12 protein-coding genes are annotated in these 16,358 nt (G+C 69.3%); 5 read left to right on the forward strand and 7 right to left on the reverse strand.

All coding sequences use genetic code 11. The features are described from left to right. Positions 1 to 152 precede the first annotated feature (152 nt). On the reverse strand, positions 153 to 1,256 hold the full coding sequence (locus EV375_RS17800) for a LacI family DNA-binding transcriptional regulator (protein WP_486588551.1): 1,104 nt from the start codon (positions 1,254 to 1,256) through the stop codon (positions 153 to 155). Positions 1,257 to 1,928: 672 nt separating this feature from the next. Between EV375_RS17800 and EV375_RS17805 the strand changes: the two genes are divergently transcribed. From EV375_RS17805 to EV375_RS17825, 5 genes are all read left to right on the forward strand, one after another. After that, complete coding sequence (locus tag EV375_RS17805) at positions 1,929 to 3,233, forward strand: ABC transporter substrate-binding protein (RefSeq protein ID WP_486588552.1); 1,305 nt, start codon at positions 1,929 to 1,931, stop codon at positions 3,231 to 3,233. Positions 3,234 to 3,247: 14 nt separating this feature from the next. After that, a complete protein-coding gene (locus EV375_RS17810; RefSeq protein WP_207228159.1) occupies positions 3,248 to 4,321 on the forward strand; it encodes a carbohydrate ABC transporter permease in 1,074 nt (357 codons plus the stop codon). Beyond that, positions 4,318 to 5,151 (forward strand): carbohydrate ABC transporter permease, encoded by an 834-nt coding sequence (locus tag EV375_RS17815; protein WP_130300302.1) that lies wholly within the window; start codon positions 4,318 to 4,320, stop codon positions 5,149 to 5,151. Before EV375_RS17810 ends, EV375_RS17815 begins: the two co-directional genes overlap by 4 nt. 46 nt (positions 5,152 to 5,197) lie before the next feature. Next, positions 5,198 to 6,838 carry a glycoside hydrolase family 13 protein gene (locus tag EV375_RS17820; RefSeq protein WP_130300303.1) on the forward strand — a complete coding sequence of 547 codons (1,641 nt, stop codon included), beginning with the start codon at positions 5,198 to 5,200 and terminating at the stop codon, positions 6,836 to 6,838. Between the two features lie 169 nt (positions 6,839 to 7,007). After that, positions 7,008 to 8,693 (forward strand): glycoside hydrolase family 13 protein, encoded by a 1,686-nt coding sequence (locus EV375_RS17825; protein WP_130300304.1) that lies wholly within the window; start codon positions 7,008 to 7,010, stop codon positions 8,691 to 8,693. Between the two features lie 656 nt (positions 8,694 to 9,349). Here EV375_RS17825 and EV375_RS17830 read toward each other — a convergent pair. The 6 genes from EV375_RS17830 to EV375_RS17855 all read right to left on the reverse strand — a co-directional run bounded on the left by EV375_RS17830 (position 9,350) and on the right by EV375_RS17855 (position 16,227). After that, positions 9,350 to 10,372 carry a Gfo/Idh/MocA family protein gene (locus tag EV375_RS17830; RefSeq protein ID WP_130300305.1) on the reverse strand — a complete coding sequence of 341 codons (1,023 nt, stop codon included), beginning with the start codon at positions 10,370 to 10,372 and terminating at the stop codon, positions 9,350 to 9,352. Further along, a complete protein-coding gene (locus tag EV375_RS17835) occupies positions 10,369 to 11,481 on the reverse strand; it encodes a Gfo/Idh/MocA family protein (protein ID WP_130300306.1) in 1,113 nt (370 codons plus the stop codon). Before EV375_RS17835 ends, EV375_RS17830 begins: the two co-directional genes overlap by 4 nt. Before the next feature lie 141 nt (positions 11,482 to 11,622). Further along, positions 11,623 to 12,540 (reverse strand): carbohydrate ABC transporter permease, encoded by a 918-nt coding sequence (locus EV375_RS17840; protein ID WP_130300307.1) that lies wholly within the window; start codon positions 12,538 to 12,540, stop codon positions 11,623 to 11,625. Beyond that, positions 12,533 to 13,543: a carbohydrate ABC transporter permease gene (locus tag EV375_RS17845; RefSeq protein ID WP_130300308.1), complete on the reverse strand. Its 1,011-nt coding sequence runs from the start codon at positions 13,541 to 13,543 to the stop codon at positions 12,533 to 12,535. Before EV375_RS17845 ends, EV375_RS17840 begins: the two co-directional genes overlap by 8 nt. A 4-nt stretch (positions 13,544 to 13,547) precedes the next feature. After that, positions 13,548 to 14,816, reverse strand: coding sequence for an ABC transporter substrate-binding protein (locus EV375_RS17850; RefSeq protein ID WP_130300309.1), 1,269 nt, complete (start codon positions 14,814 to 14,816; stop codon positions 13,548 to 13,550). A 121-nt stretch (positions 14,817 to 14,937) separates the two neighbouring features. Beyond that, positions 14,938 to 16,227 (reverse strand): ROK family transcriptional regulator, encoded by a 1,290-nt coding sequence (locus EV375_RS17855; RefSeq protein ID WP_130300310.1) that lies wholly within the window; start codon positions 16,225 to 16,227, stop codon positions 14,938 to 14,940. Between the last annotated feature and the right edge of the window lie 131 nt (positions 16,228 to 16,358).

Below are 16,358 nucleotides of genomic sequence, written 5' to 3' on the forward strand. Positions count from 1 at the left end.
TCGCTGCACGACCCGTGGACGAGCACTGGGCCGAGGATGCAATACCGGTACACGACCAGCGGTTCCGGCCCGGCCGTCGTCGTACGCGACGTGAACCTGGGCCGGGTCTTCGTGCTCCGCGTTTCGCCTCGCCCCCCTTGGCCGACCAGCCGTCAGGGGCCGTCGTCGGAGTGACCGGGGGACTCCGCGTCAGATGGGTCCGCGCCGCCATGGGGCGACAGCGTCTCCTCGCGCGGCAACGGCGCCGTACTGGCCCGCAGGATCAGACGTGTGGGCAGGACGATGTGCTGGCCCTGGTCGGCATCGGGGTCGTTGACGAGTGAACGAGCCAGTTCGCCGGCGACACGTCCGATGTCCGAGGGCGACTGGGCGATCGTGGACAGGTCCGACCAACGGGCGACATCGTGGTCGTCGAAGCCGAGTACGGACATCTGCTCGGGGACGTCGATGCCGCTCTTGCGCAGGGTCCAGAGGACCGAGACGGCAGCCTGGTCCTGTTCGGCGAAGATCGCGGTGGGCGGCTGCCGCAGGCTGAGCAGCTGCCCGACCGCCTCCACGACTCTTCGCTTGTCGCCGAAGCTGGAGGCGGTGACCACGAGATCGTCGTCCAGGGGGATTCCTGCTTCGGTGAGCGCCTGCCGGTAGCCGGTCAGCCGTTCGTTGGAGCTGAAGCTGAACCCGCTGGGACCCATCGTTTTCACGAAGGCGATACGGCGGTGTCCGAGGTTGAGCAGATACTGGGTCCCTCGACGCCCCCCGGCCACATCGTCGATGTACACGCTCGCTCGTCCCTCGGCGTGCTGGCTCACGTAGATGACCGGAATCTCCAGGTCGTCCAGACGCGCACCCTCCTCCTCGGTGAGGTCGAAGGAGAACACCAGCAGGGCGTCGGCGTTCCGCCGGGCCGGGAGACGTTCGAAGAAGTCGGCGCGTTCGGTCATGTCCGGCGTGACGTAGATGAGCAGATCCATGCCCGCCGCGCGCAGTATCGGCGCCAGGCTGTCCAGCGCCGAGCCCATGAACCACGAATTGAGAACGGGCGTGAGCACGGCCACCACCCCCGTCTTGCCGGTGGCCAGGCTGGCGGCCTGGCGGGAGACCGCGAAGTTCAGTTCGCGGGCTGCCCGTTCGACCCGGACGCGGACTTCGGGCGAGACGGTGGAGAGTCCGCGCAGCGTGCGGGAGACGGTGGAAGGGGAGACCCCGGCCCGTTCGGCGACGTCAACCATTGTGGGGTGCCGTTGTGCTGGTGGCATGACGGGGACGCTAGCACGGGAAGCCCCTTGCAGCGGCAGCTGATGACAGCGCTGCCACGGAAGCCAACGACAGTTCAACCTTTGAATGCTGGGCTTTTCTCACATCAAAACGGACATTTCGTAGCAGAGATCTAAGAGATCCCTGCGTGACACCCATTGACTTCCCGCATATGCATCCATACGTTGAACGCGCTGTCTTGAAGTAGTCAACGCCATGCACGCATGGCGTGCGTCTTCACGGCTTTGACCTGCAGTTCGGTCGTTCAATTCGTCTATGACAGCGCCTCTATCGGGTGTTTGAGCGTCCATGCACACCGTCTGAAAGTGCGGCCGGTGAAGGGATGAGATTCGCATGGCTGCTGCGAGTTCCGAGAAGGTCACCCGGTGCTGTCCCTGGAGTGACCCTTCGGCTGTCGATGGCCGGTATCCGGACGTTGCCGATGGAGAGTTCCTTGCCCAGGCCTACGCCTACGTGACCCGCCGGGGCAACCGTGACGACGGGACAGATGTCGTCATCGCTGCGTCCATCCGCAGAGTTCGCCCCTCCGAGGACCGGCGGACGACTGTGCGCCTTCGTCCCAACGGGGAGTAAGCCCTCGTTCGCCGAAACGGGTCGGCGGCTGCGCGCCGGAACGATTCGCCCGATTCGGTTCCACCGTTAGGAGAGACAACGTGAAGACCAGTGCTACCAGGGCGGTTCAGTGCTCGGCCGTCGTTCTCGCCGGCCTCATGGCCACCGCCTGCGGATCGTCCGGCGGCGATGACGCCGCTCAGAAGAACCCCACGTTCAAGGGCCGCGGCCCCATCAAGTACGTGGCAGGCAAGGACGCCGGCGGGTCCGTTCAGAAGGTGATCGACAAATGGAACAAGGCGCACCCTAAGGAGAAGGTGACCTTCGTCGAACTGCCCACGGACGCCGACGCGCAGCGTCAGCAGATGATCCAGAACGCGCAGACGAAGTCCGACGCGTACACGGTGCTGTCCCTCGACGTCGTGTGGACTTCGGAGTTCGCAGCCCATCAGTGGATCGACCGGCTGCCCGCGGACAAGTTCCCGCTGGACAAGATGATGAAGCCCGTCGTGGAGACGGGGAAGTACCGGGGCGGGCAGTACTCGATCCCGCACGCCTCGGACGGCGGTCTTCTCTACTACCGCGACGACCTGCTGAAGAAGGCCGGCGTCGACAAGGCCCCGACCACCTGGGCGGAGATGAAGGACGCCTGTGACAAGGTCAAGAAGCTCCCCGAGGGGAAGAAAATGTCCTGCTACGCGGGGCAGCACCAGAAGTACGAGGGTCTGACGGTCAACTTCTCCGAGGCCGTGAACTCCGCGGGCGGCGACGTGCTCGACGCGAAGGGCAAGCCGAACCTCGACACCCCCGAGGCGAAGAAGGGCCTGGACTTCCTCGCCGAGTCCGTCAAGGACAAGACGATCCCCAAGGAAGCCACCACCTACCAGGAGGAGGAAGGCCGACAGGCCTTCCAGAGCGGCAAGTTGATCTTCATGCGGAACTGGCCGTACGTGCACTCCCTCGCATCGAAGGACGACGGTTCCAGCAAGGTCGCGGGGAAGTTCGATGTGGCCCCTCTGCCCGGCCTGAAGGGGCCCGGCACCTCCAGCCTCGGCGGCCACAATCTCGCCCTGTCGTCCTCGGCGAAGAACAAGGCCACGGCGATCGACTTCATCAAGTTCTTCACCAGTGAGGAGAAGGCCCGCTTCGCCCTCGAAGAGGCTTCTCTCGCCCCGCCTTACGAGAGCCTCTACACCGACGAGGAGATGGTGAAGAAGTTCCCGTACCTGCCCACGCTCAAGAAGTCGATCCTGACTGCCCAGCCGCGTCCCCGCGTCGTCAACTACGGCGACGCGAGCAGCGCGATGCAGAAGGAGGCCTACGCCGCCATGACGGGCACCAAGAGCAGTGCGGAGGCCCTGAAGGACCTCCAGAAGGCCCTTCAGAAGCCCACGGCGCAGCAGTAAGGAGCGGCGGGCTCATGGTGGAAACGCATAACCCCGGCGGCAGTGCGACAGCCAGTGCGGATCGGTCGTCGCACGACCGCTCGGGCGGCAGTTCGCCCAGCGGGCCGCCGGCGCCGGCCAAGCGCCGGCGCCGGCGGCCCGGGGCGACGTCGGGATCGGCGCGGATGGCCGCGCTGCTGGTCTCCCCCACGCTGCTGGTGCTGGCGATCGTCGTGCTCTACCCCACGATCCTGGCGTTGAGGGACTCGCTCTACGGCACCGCGGGTCTGGACCCGAAGACGGGGTTCGTCAGCAAGACGGAACCGTTCGTGGGCCTGTCCAACTACGCCGACATCTTCGGGGAGGCGGGCTCCCGGTTCTGGAACGCCTTCTGGAACACCTCGTTCTTCACCGTCACCACGGTCATGCTGGAGACGGTGATCGGTGTGGGTATGGCGCTGATCATGCACAAGGCCTTCAAGGGCCGGGCGCTGGTCCGTGCCAGCATCCTGATCCCTTGGGCGATCCCCACCGCCATCTCCGCAATCCTGTGGCGCTGGATATTCAACAGCAACGGCGTGGCCAACAAGATCATCGGCGAACAGGTCCTGTGGACCACGGAGGGATTCCAGTCCCAGGTCGCGGTCATCATCGCCGAGGTGTGGAAGACCGCGCCGTTCATCGGTCTGCTCGTGCTGGCCGGCCTCCAGGTGATCCCCAAGGAGGTCTACGAAGCCGCCCGGATCGACGGCGCCACCGCTCTGCGCCAGTTCTGGAACATCACCCTGCCCCTGGTGAAGCCCGCGCTGCTGGTGGCCGTGCTGTTCCGGACGCTGGACGCACTGCGGATGTTCGAACTTCCCTACGTCCTCATCGGCGCGAAGAAGGCATCGGTGGAGACGTTGTCCATGCTGGCTCAGGACGAGGCGTCGAATGTGCGGTTCGGGCCGGCTGCGGCATACGCGGTGATCCTCTTCATCTATGTCTTCCTGATCGCGCTCGCTTTCGTCCGGTTGCTGGGTACAGATCTCGTCCGTGACGACGACGGCCCCGCCCCCAAGCGCCGCCGCCGGTGGCTGACACGACGTCGCACGGAGGTCTCGGCATGAGTATCCCGGCAAAGATCCGCAGGTGGCTTCCGTATGCGGGTGTCGCCGTCGTGGTCGCCTACTGCCTGGCCCCGTTCTACTGGATGGTGGTCTCCAGCCTGCGTCGTACCTCGGACATCTTCGAGATCTCGGCGCTGCCCAGCCACCCGTCCATCGAGAACTACATCGCGGTCTTCGACCCGTCCCAGGCGTTCACCAGGGCGATGCTCAACAGCATCGTCGTGGCCGGCGTCACCACGTCCGTGGCTCTGGTTCTGGCCACCTTCACCGCCTACGCCATGGCACGGCTCCGGTTCCGCTTCAAGCGCGTCGTGCTCACGGTGATCATCGCGACTTCGATGTTTCCCGTGGTGGCGATCGTGGTCCCGCTGCTGAAGCTGTTCACGGACCTGGGCTGGATCAACACCTATCAGGCGTTGATCGCGCCCAGCTTGTCCTTCGCGCTGCCACTCGCGGTATGGAACCTCACCACCTTCTTCCGGCAGATGCCGGAGGAACTCGAGCACTCGGCCATGGTCGACGGCTGCACGCGAGGCCAGGCGTTCCGCAAGATCATCATTCCGCTGGCCGCGCCCGGCCTGTTCACCACCGCGATCATCGTCTTCATCATCGCCTGGAACGAATTCCTCATCGCCGTGACGATGACGAACAGGGAAGACATGCAGACCGCGCCTGTCTCCGTCTCCAAGTTCACCGGCGCCTCCGAGTTCGAGGTCCCGTTCGGCAGCCAGATGGCGGCGGGCGTTCTCGTCACCATCCCGCTCGTCGTCCTGGTGATCGTCTTCCAGCGTCGCATCGTTTCCGGCCTCACCTCCGGTTCGGCGAAGTAGCCCGGTCCTCTCCGCGAATCACTTACCCGAAGGAGCATGCAGCAGCATGTCAAGCACCGCACCCTGGTGGCGCAGTGCCGTCATCTACCAGGTGTACATCCGCAGCTTCGCCGACGGGAACGGCGACGGAGTCGGAGACATCGCGGGCATTCGCTCTCGCTTGCCGTATCTCAAGTCGCTCGGCGTCGACGCCATTTGGATCAACCCGTGGTACAAGTCGCCGATGGCCGACCACGGCTACGACGTGGCGGACTTCCGTGAGATCGACCCGCAGTTCGGCACCGTGGCCGAGGCCGAGCAACTCATCGAGGAGGCGCACGAGTACGGCCTCCGCGTCATCCCCGACATCGTGCCGAACCACACCTCCGACCAGCACGAGTGGTTCCGGGCCGCGCTGCACGGCCGGCCGGGCGGCCCCGAACGGGAACGCTACATATTCCGGGCCGGCCGCGGCCCCGAAGGCGCCGAGCCGCCCAACGACTGGAGGTCGGTCTTCGGCGGCCCGGCCTGGACCCGGATGCCCGACGGACAGTGGTATCTGCATCTGTTCGCCCCCGAGCAGCCGGACCTCAACTGGGAACACCCGGAGGTCAGAGCGGAGTTCGAGGACATCCTGCGGTTCTGGTTCAGCCGCGGAGTGGACGGATTCCGCATCGATGTGGCGCACGGCCTGATCAAGCACCCCGAGCTGCCCGATCTGCCGCCCCGCGTCGACCCGGACGGCCCGGAGCCCCGGGAACGGGTGCCTCACCCGCACTGGGACCGCGACGAGGTGCACGACATCTACCGCGCATGGCGTCGGGTCGCCGATGAGTTTCCCGGCGACCGGTCGTTCGTCGCCGAAGCGTGGGCGGAGACCCCCGAGCGGCTCGCCGCCTACGTACGTCGGGACGGTCTGCACACGACGTTCAACTTCGATTTCCTGATGGCCAGTTGGAGCCCCAAACAGCTGCGGGCGGTCATCGACGACTCACTCGCCACGCTCGGCTCGGTCGGCGCACCGGCCACCTGGGTGCTCTCCAACCACGACGTCGCGCGCCCCCCGAGCCGTTTCGGCCGCGAGCAGGTGAAGAAGTGGGTGGCCAACGAGCGCTTCCGGCCCGAAGGCGCCCTGGACCTCGAACTCGGAACGCGGCGGGCCCGCGCGGCCGCCCTGCTGATGCTCTCCCTCCCCGGCGGCGCCTACATCTACCAGGGTGAGGAACTGGGCCTGCCGGAGGTCGAGGACCTGCCCGAACACGCCTTGCAGGACCCGATGTGGGAGCGGTCCGGGCACACCGACCGCGGACGTGACGGCTGCCGCGTGCCCATCCCGTGGTCCGGGGAGACCGCGCCGTTCGGCTTCAGCCCCGAAGACGCCACCGGAGAGCCCTGGCTGCCCCAACCTGCGTACTGGAAGGAGCACAGCGTCGAGATCCAGACCGGTGACGACGCATCGATGCTGGAGCTCTACCGCAGCGCCCTGCAACTGCGCCGCGACCACCCCGGACTCGGTGAGGGCAGCCTGACCTGGCGGGACGCACCCGAGGGAGTGCTCGCCTTCAACCGCGACCCGGGCTTCGCGTGCGTCGTCAACTTCTCGGCCGAGCCTTATCGGCTGCCGCAGCACGACAAGGTGCTGCTCGCGAGTCGAGAGCTCGACGACGGCTGCCTGGCTCCGGACGCCGCGGTGTGGCTCGCACTGTAAGCGCCCCGTCCGTACGGCTTTCGGGGCCCGGGCGCCCCCGAGCGCGGGACGCCGTCCAGGTCGTCGGCGGCTCTCCTTCGACGACTCCGCGAGTCCCTGAGCCACCGAGCCCCCGCCCCATCGACACCAGACCGCTGATCCGCACAGGACCGCATGAGCGAGGACTGACGTGACCGACCGCACCGCAACCACACCGCACCGCCAGGACGGCCCCGACTGGTGGAGGCAGGCCGCCGTCTACCAGATCTACCCCCGCAGCTTCGCCGACTCCGACGGCGACGGCCTGGGCGACATACCCGGCATCACCTCCCGGATGCCGTACCTGTCCGAACTCGGGGTCGACGCGGTCTGGCTGAGCCCCTTCTACCCGTCCGCGCTGGCGGACGGCGGCTACGACGTCGCCGACTACCGCAACGTCGACCCGCGTCTGGGCACGCTGGAGGACTTCGACGCGATGGTCGCCGAGGCTCACCACTTCGGCATCAAGGTGATCATCGACATCGTGCCCAACCACACCTCGGAGGACCACGAGTGGTTCCAGCAGGCGCTGCGTGCCGAGCCCGGATCGCCCGAGCGGCAGCGCTACGTCTTCCGCCAGGGCAAGGGCGAGAACGGTGAACTGCCGCCCGCCGACTGGGAGTCCGCGTTCGGCGGACCGGCGTGGACCCGGCTGCCCGACGGCTGGTGGTACCTGCACCTCTTCGCGCCGGAGCAGCCGGACCTCAACTGGGAGAACCCGGAGGTGCGCGAGGACTTCCGCAAGACCCTGCGCTTCTGGTCGGACCGCGGCGTCGACGGCTACCGGATCGACGTGGCCAACGCCCTGATGAAGGACCTCGAGGACCCGCTGCGCGACCTGGGCCCGCGACCGTACGACGAGCAGATGGCGGAGATGGAGGACGGCAGCCACCCGTTCTGGGACCGCGACGAGGTCCACGAGATCTACCGGGACTGGCGCGAGATCTTCAACGAGTACGACCCGCCCCGCGTCGGCATCGCCGAGGCGTGGGTGAAGAACCACCGCCTGGTGCTCTACGCACGTCCCGAGGGCCTCGGCCAGGCCTTCAACTTCAACTACCTGAAGACCGGCTGGGACGCCCGGGAGCTCCGTGAGGTCATCGACGTCTCGCTGCGCACGGCCCAGGAGGCCGGGGCTTCCGCGACCTGGGTGCTCTCCAACCACGACGTCGTCAGGCACGCTTCGCGCTTCGCGCTCCCCGACGGCGCCGACAGCAACGAGTGGCTGCTCAGCGGCGGCACGCAGCCGCAGGCCGACGCCGAGCGCGGGCTGCGGCGGGCGAAGGCCGCCACCATGCTGGAGCTCGCGCTGCCCGGGTCGGCGTACATGTACCAGGGCGAAGAGCTGGGACTGCCCGAGGTCGCCTCCCTCACCGAGGAGGACCTCCAGGACCCGACGTGGGAGCGCAGCTCGCACACCCGCAAGGGCCGCGACGGCTGCCGCGTACCGCTTCCGTGGACGCGTACGGGCGCCTCGTTCGGCTTCGGCGGCGAGAACCCGTGGCTGCCGCAGCCCGCCGGTTTCGGCGAGCTGTCCGTGGAGGCACAGGAGGGCGAGGAGGGCTCCACGCTGGAGCTCTACCGCGAGGCGCTGCGGCTGCGGCACAAGCTCGTCGGCACCGACGAGACGCTGACGTGGTGCGGCGACGAGCCGACGGAGCGGGACGGCCTGCTGCACTTCGTGCGTCCCGACGGATGGCACTGCCTGACCAACTTCGGCACGGACACCAAGCCCCTGCCCGAGGGTGAAGTCCTGCTGAGCAGCGGCCCGTTGACCGGGGACGGCATCCCCGGGGAGACGACGGTGTGGCTGCGGGACGGCGCCGCCGAGGGCTGAGAGCCCGGGGGCTGAGCCGGAGCGGAGCCGGAGGGCTGAGCCGGAGGGCTGAGCCGGAGGGGAGCCAGGCGTACCGGCAGGGCCCCCGGAGCCGAGGCGGAGGCCGAGGCCAAGGTCCCGCCTCCGCCGAGCCTCAGGGATGGGGCCCGGCTCCGCCTCGGTGGAACGGCATGAACGGCACGGCGGCACACCCCGGGTGACCGGGGGCCGCCGTGCCGCTTCCGTTGCGGCGCTGCTTTCCGCCAGTCGCGCTGCTGCCGTTGCGGCGCTGCTGCCATCCCGTCCGTCGGCTGGGACCGGTGGCCGCCGTGCCGCTTCCGTTGCGGCGCTGCTTCCCGCCAGTCGCGCTGCTGCCGTTGCGGCGCTGCTGCCGTCCCGTCCGTCGGCTGCCTCGGCTGCGCCCGGCGCTCCCTGACCGGTTTCCGTGCGGGCCGGGATGCGGCCGGCAGGGGGCTCAGCCGGCTCAGCACCTCGCTGATGACGGACGGGGGTCTGCGCGCGGTCCTGCGCGACAGGACCCGCCGCGCGACCGTACCGGCGGTCGTGGCCGTCGCGTCGGTACTGGTGACCACGCTCCGCCCCCGCCCGGGTGCCCGGTCACAACCCGGGCGCCCGGGCGGGAAGTTCGGCCGGTGAGTTCGCCCGGCGGGGCGCGCTCAGCCTTCCAGGCGCACCGGCTGCCCCGAGCGGGCCGAGGCGTAGCCCGCCAGGGCGATGCGCAGTGAGCGGAGGCCCGCCTCGCCGTCGGCGACCTGGACCGCGGACCCGGACCGCGTCCCGTGGAGGAACGCCCGCACCATCGCACCGTCGAGGTCGTTCCCCCACGGCAGCAGCACGCCCTCGCGCCGCGAATCGTCGAATCCGGAGACGACCTGCCCGAAGGCGTCCATCTCCACCGTGGCGCGCTCACCGACGAGTTGAAGCTCGAGACCGCCCCACGTGGGGTGGTGGTCGGGATGGCTCCAGCTGCAGTCGATGGTGGCGACGGCGCCGTTGTCGTAGCGGACCGTCACGAGGCCGGCGGTCTCCACCTCCACGCCGTCGGCCGCGTACATGACGTTGTTCGTCTGGGCGTAGACCTCCTCGGCGCGGGCCCCGCCGAACAGGTCGTCCAGCAGATCCGCGATGTGCACCGTGTGGTCCATCAGCGCGCCGCCGCCCGCCAGCAGGGGATCCGTGAACCAGGCGCGGGCGTCCGCCGGGAGCCGTCCGTTGTTCGCCCCGGCGACCGTCAGGACGCGGCCGGTTCCGCCGCTGCGCACCGCCTCCCGCAGCGCCGCGTACGCGTGGCTGAAGCGCACGGGGTAGGCCACGCCCAGCCGTACTCCCGCCTCGCGGCAGGCCGCGACCATGGCCTCGCCGTCCTCGACCGTCGTTGCCAGCGGCTTCTCGCAGAGCACGTCCACGCCGTGCTTGGCGGCGAGTTCGACGAGCGGACGGTGCCGGGAGTTCTCCGAGGCGACGATGACCGCGTCGGGACCCCAGTCGAAGACCTCCTGGCAAGTGGCGGCGTACGGGACCCCGAGCTGCCCGGCCAGCGCGCTGCCGCGCACCTCGCCCGCGGGTGCCGATCCGGCGTCCGGGTCGCTGGTGAGGAGTTCGACGCCGTCCATGCCGCTGAGCAGCTTCGCGTAGCCCGCCGCGTGTACGTGGGCGAACGAGAGCACGCCGACCTTCATCGGGCCACCTCCCCTGTCTCGTGGTCCTGTTGGTCCTCCTGGACCGCTCGGACCTGTTGAACCACCTCGTGATGCTTCCGGGCTTCCCGGGCTCCGACGGCTTCGTCGTTCCCGCCGCCCGTGTCGACCGCCCGCCCCGTGCGCGCCGATTCGGCCGCGGCGAGGGCGATGCGTACCGCCGCCAGGCCGTCGTGTGCGCTCACGCGTGGTGCGGGGCCGCCGCGGACCGCTTGCGCGAACTCCCGCAGCTCGGTGAGGAACGGGCTCTCGGTGAGGTTCGTCGCCGGAATGCCCTCGCCCTCGGTGGCCCGGCCCTGCGAGATCACGCGGAACGCCTTGGTCTGCGCGGAGTCGTGGTGGAGCACTCCCCGGCGTCCGGCGATGCGGAAGGTCGTGCGGAACTGCGCGTCGGGCAGCCCCCATACGCCGTGCACGTGGCTGACCGCGCCCGACGCGTGGGTGAGCACGGCGGTGCCCGCGGCGACGCAGCCGGCGAGCGCGGGCGCCTCCTGATGCCCCCGTACGTGCGCGTGCACCCGGGCCACATCGCCCGCCAGCAGCCTCGCGAAGTCGAAGTCGTGGATCATCTGGTCCACGAGCAGGCCGCCGGAGAGCGACGGGTCGGCGAACCAGGGCGACCACACCGGGTAGGTGCCCGTCCGCGTGAACCGCAGCACCGCCGGCTCCCCGACCGCACCTCCGGCGACGGCCTCCGCCATGGCCGCGTACTCGGGGAAGTACCGCACCACGTGGGCCGGGAAGAGCAGTACGCCCGCGCGTTCCGCCTCCGCGATCATCTCCTCGACGTCCTCCACGGTGAGCGCGAGGGGCTTCTCGCACGCGACGTGACGCCCGGCCCGCAGCGCGGTGAGGGCGACCTCCCGGTGGGTGTGCGTGGGCGTGCAGACGTCGACGGCCTCGGCCTCGTCCAGGAGTTCGCCGAGGCTGCTCGCCGCCCGTACGCCCTGCTGCGCGTACTCCGCGGCGAGCTTCGCTCCGCTGTCGTCGGGGGTGAACACGGTGACGCGCGCTCCCAGTTCGAGCCACGCGGGCAGATGGGCGCGGGCGATGCCGCCCGCGCCGATGAGCCCCACTGCGAGTTCCGGCATAGGGGACTGCCTTCCTTGTCGGGGTGTGCGGATGGCGGGTGTGCACAGGGGAGTCGGGTGACTCGGCGGCCGTACGGACTGCGCTGACCGGAGGGCCGGGGCCGCTTCGGCCCGCCTCCGGCCGTTCAACCCTGGGAGCCGTCAGCCCTTCGAGCCGCTGAGCGCGATTCCCTGGACGAAGTGGCGCTGGAGCAGCACGTAGAGGAGAAGCATGGGGAGACTGGCGATGACCGACCCGGCCATCATCACGGGGTAGTTCGTCATGAACTGCCCCTCCAGGGAGATCAGTCCGGCGCTGACCGGCGCCTTCGCCGGGTCGGTGTTGACAACCAGCGGCCACAGCAGGTCGTTCCACGACCACATCGCCGTGATGACGGCGAGAGCCGCGAGCGCGGGCCGTACGAGCGGAAGCATGATGCTCCAGAAGATCCGGAAGGGACCGGCCCCGTCGATGCGGGCGGCCTCCTCCAGCTCCTTCGGCAGCGCGAGGAAGAACTGCCGCAGCAGGAACGTGCCGAACGCGCTGAACATGCCGGGCAGGAAGAGCGCCGGGGCGCTGTTGAGCAGCCCCAGCTTCGTCATGATCTCGTGCTGCGGAAGCACGAGAAGCTGCGGCGGCACCATCAGCACCGACAGGAACAGGGCGAACAGCAGGTTCCTGCCGCGGAACTGGAGCCGCGCGAAGGCGTAGGCGGCCAGGGAGCAGAAGACCAGCTGCCCGAGTGTCCGGCCGGCGGTGTTCAGGAGGCTGTTGGTGAGCATCTCCCCGAACGGCACGGCCGTGAAGACCTGTTGGAAAGCCGCCCAGTTCCATGCCTCCGGCAGGAACGTCGGAGGTACGCGCACCGCCTCCGGCATGGTCTTGAAAGCGGTCAGCAGCTGCCACAGGAAGGGGAAGACCATGGCCAGCGCGCCCAGCGAGAGGACCGCATGGGTGGCGACGGAGCCGGGGTCGATCCGCCGGCCGCGCGCCGGGTGCCCGGACGCGGGGGCCGCCGGGTCGGGCGTGGTCGCGGCGGTCGCCGCGGCGGCCGTTGTCACGGGGGCCGGTTCAGGCATAGTGCACCCACCTCTTCTGGAACCGGAACTGCAGGTACGTGAGGGCCGCTATCAGCAGCATGAGGAGGAAGGCGAGGGCCGCGGCCGCGCCCTGGGCGTTCTCGTCGAAGGCCCACTTGAAGAAGAGCGTCACGACGGACTGCGTCTCGCCGAGCGCCGGGTTCTCGGGGCTCATCATCACGAAGATCAGGTCGAACTGCTGAAGGGAGTTGATGACGCAGATGACGGACGCGAAGAAGATGCTCGGGCTCAGCAGCGGCAGCGTGATGCGGAAGAAGCGCCGCACGGGACCGGCACCGTCGATCTCGGCGGCCTCGTAGCACTCCCGCGGGATGGCCTTGATGCCGGCTGTGAAAATGATCAGGTAGTAGCCGATGTGGGACCAGATCATCACGACGCCGATCGCGTACACGGCGGTGGAGGGGTCGGAGACCCAGTACCGTCCGTCGACGCCGATCCACGACAGCGCCTCGTTGACCATGCCGAAGTCGCCGTTGTAGAGCCAGTTCCAGACCAGGCCGACGGCGGCCGGAAGCGTCACGAACGGCATGAAGTACAGCGCCCGGTAGACGGGGACGCCGCGCAGCCCGCGCCGGTTCATCAGCTCGGCCAGCACGATGGCGACGGGCAGCGTCATCAGCCCCATCACCATGTACAGCAGCGTGTTGCCGAGTGCCTTGCCGACGGTGACGTCCCGCACCACCCGTTCGTAGTTCTCGCCGCCCACCCAGGAGTTGCCGCCGAAGGCCCCGAACGAGGTGAAGCTGAACCAGAGGGTCTCCAGCAGCGGCCAGATGTAGAAGACGAGGAAGCCCAGCGCGAGGGGCGCGATGAACAGGTACGCGGCCCGCTGCGAGCGGCGGCCCGGCCCCTTGGCACCGGCGCCCGTCGCCGGGGAACGCGTGCCGTCGCCGCCGCGCCCGCGCCCTCGTTCGCGGAATCGCCGTTCGCGGAATCGCCGTTCGGCCTGCCGGGCCCCGGCCGTGGAGGGAAAGACAGCCATCTCGTCACTTCTCCTGTTCCAGGGCGAGGTCCATCTGGCGGGCCAGGGTGCGAGAGGCGCCCTCGATGCCGCCCTTGCCGGTGAACGGGCCGCCGAGCAGCTGCGGTTGGAGGTTCTCCCACACCGTCGTGCGCTTGGAGGCGGGATAGGGGACGGCGTAGTCGAGCATGTCGGTGAAGACCTTCAGGTCGAACTCCGGCATGGACTTCACCCACGCCTCCTGCGTGCCTTCGTACGAGGAGATCGTCACGCCCTCGCGCGCCTGGATCTCGGCGGCCTTCCGCGAGCCCAGGAACTTCACGAACTGCCAGGCGGCCTCGGCGTTGGGGCTCTTGCCGGACATGGCCGCGGCCAGGCCGTGGATCGTGGTGGCGCGCCTGCGCCCCTTGGGCAGCACGGCGACTCCGCCGTGGTCCTTGATGGCGGGCTCCGCGTACATCTGGGAGGCCATCGCGGAGAGGTCGTAGTTCATGGCGACCTTCTCCGACAGATACAGCTGGCGGCCCCTCGTGTCGGTCATCGCGCTCTGCGACGGGGAGTGGCCGCGGTCGATCAGGTCGGTCCAGAAGCGCAGGCCCTCGATGGTGCGCGGGTCGCCGAAGCCGGAACGGCCGTCCCGGATGACGTAACCCCCCGCCTGGGCAATGGTGTTGTAGAAGGTGTACTGCCTGCTCATCTCCGCGGCGATGCCGTGGACGCCCGCGCGGGGGTCGGTGAGTTCGGCCGCCGCGTCACGGACCGTGTCCCAGGTCCAGCTCTCGTCCGGGTACTTGATGCCGGCCTTGTCGAAGAGCTCCTTGTTGTACCAGAGCCCGATCGTGTCGAAGTCCTTCGGCATCCCGTAGTGCGTGCCCTCGTAGGTGTACATCCGCAGCAGTTCCTCCGGATGAACGCCCATGTCGAATCCGTCGCGCTCGATGAAGGGATCCAGGGGCCGCAGCACGCCCTCCGACGCGTACAGCTGGAGGTTCACCGCGTTCATCCAGAACACGTCCGGGGCGGAGCCGCCGCGCATCGCGGTCTTGAGGGTCGTCCAGTACGAGGTGAAGGGCGTGACCTGGATGTCGACGGAGATCCTCGGATGTTCCGCCTCGAACGCCTTGATGATCTTCTCCATGCCGGCGACCTGGAGCGGGTCCCACATCCCGTACGAGATGGTGGTGCGGCCGCCGGAAGTGCGCGCGGACGCGCCTCCCGCGGAACAGCCCGTGGCCGCGCCGGCGGCGGCAGGCGCGGCGGCCAGCGCTCCGGCGAGCAGTGTTCTCCTTCGCATCGGCGACTCCCGGGGGACGGTGTGAGCACGGGGAGGGGACGGGGATGGGGGACGACGGTGGTGGGGTGAGAGGTCCGGACGGGTCCGGTGGTGAACGGCGGCCGCGCTCTGCGGGACCGCCTCAGCGGGTCGGGGACGGCGGCACGGAGGGCAGCGGACCGGTGGCGTCGGAGAGCAGGGCTTCGACGCTGTCGAGCGCCTTGCGCACGGCGCCCAGCGCCACGCCCTGCTCGCCCAGCGTGCTGACGGCGATGCGCGGCACGTGCAGCGGCACGTCCAGCGCGACATCCCGCAGATGCCTTGTGAGCAGCGGGGTCAGCGCCTCCCCGACGGGGGTCATCCCGCCCGAGAGAACGACGAGTTCGGGATCGACGGCGAGGAGGAGCGCGCCGATGCCGGGCGCGAGGCGGGCCGCGTAGCGGTCGAGGACGTCGAGCGCCTCCGGATTCCCCTCGCCGGCGGCGCGGGCGAGGGCGGCGATGTCGGACCCTTCCCCTGCCTCCGGCGGGGAGACCCCAACTGCCTTCGGCGGGGAGACCGCAACTGCCTCCGACGGGCCGGCCCCGGCCTCCTCCGGCGCGGAGGTCGCGACCGCCTTCGGCGGGGAGGTCCCAAGTCGCCGTTCGCCCCGCCAGGACAGCTCCTCATGGGCGTCGGACAGTCCGAGCCGGCGGTGCAGCCCGAGTTCGCCGGCCCAGCCGCGGTGACCGCGGTGGAGCCGGCCGCCGAGCATCACGCCGCAGGACGAGCGGTGGCCGATCAGCAGACACACGACGTCGTCGGCGAGTTGTGCGGCGCCCTGCCAGTGTTCGGCGAGGGTTGCCAGGTTGACGTCGTTCTCGGCGAGTATCCGGCACGGGAAGGATTCGCCGAGCCTCCGCGCCAGTTCGAAGTCCGACCACTCCGGCACGATCACGGAAGTGATGCGGCCCGTCTCGCCGACGACGCCCGGCACCCCGACGCACAGGGCCCAGAGTTCCTCCTGGGGCACCTTCTGGTCGTCGAGGAAGCGCTCGATGCGGGCCCGGAGGAAGGCCAGGCGTTCCGCACCGCCCATGTCCGGGTCCATCTCCTCGCGATGGCTCGCCGTGATGTCGCCGGCGAGGTCGGAGAGCAGCAGCACGACCTTGTGCAGACCGATGTCGACGCCGACGACCCGTCCCGCCTCGCCCCGGAACCGGAAGCGCCGGGCCGGACGGCCGGAGCGTCCCGCCGCGGGGTCGGACGCCTCGGTGAGCCAGCCCTGCGCGGTCAGCTCCTCGACGACCTGGTCGACGGTGGGCCGGGAGAGCCCTGTGGCGGCGGCGAGCTGACTGAGCGACTGCGGGCGGCCCGGACCCTGGGAGCGCAGGAAGCGCAGCACGGCGATGGTGTTCAACCGCCGCAGAGCGGCCAGATCGTGACCTCGCACCCTGTGCTCCCCTCTTCCCGTTCCGCCGGTTCCGGCGCCCGCGTCCCCGTCCCCGTCCCCGTCCCCGTCCGGCAACGGAGGATCGTCCGGCGCCGAAAGATCCGTACTGCTTGTACGACTGATTGATTGAG

The sequence above is a fragment of the Streptomyces sp. CNZ301 genome (assembly GCF_004217425.1).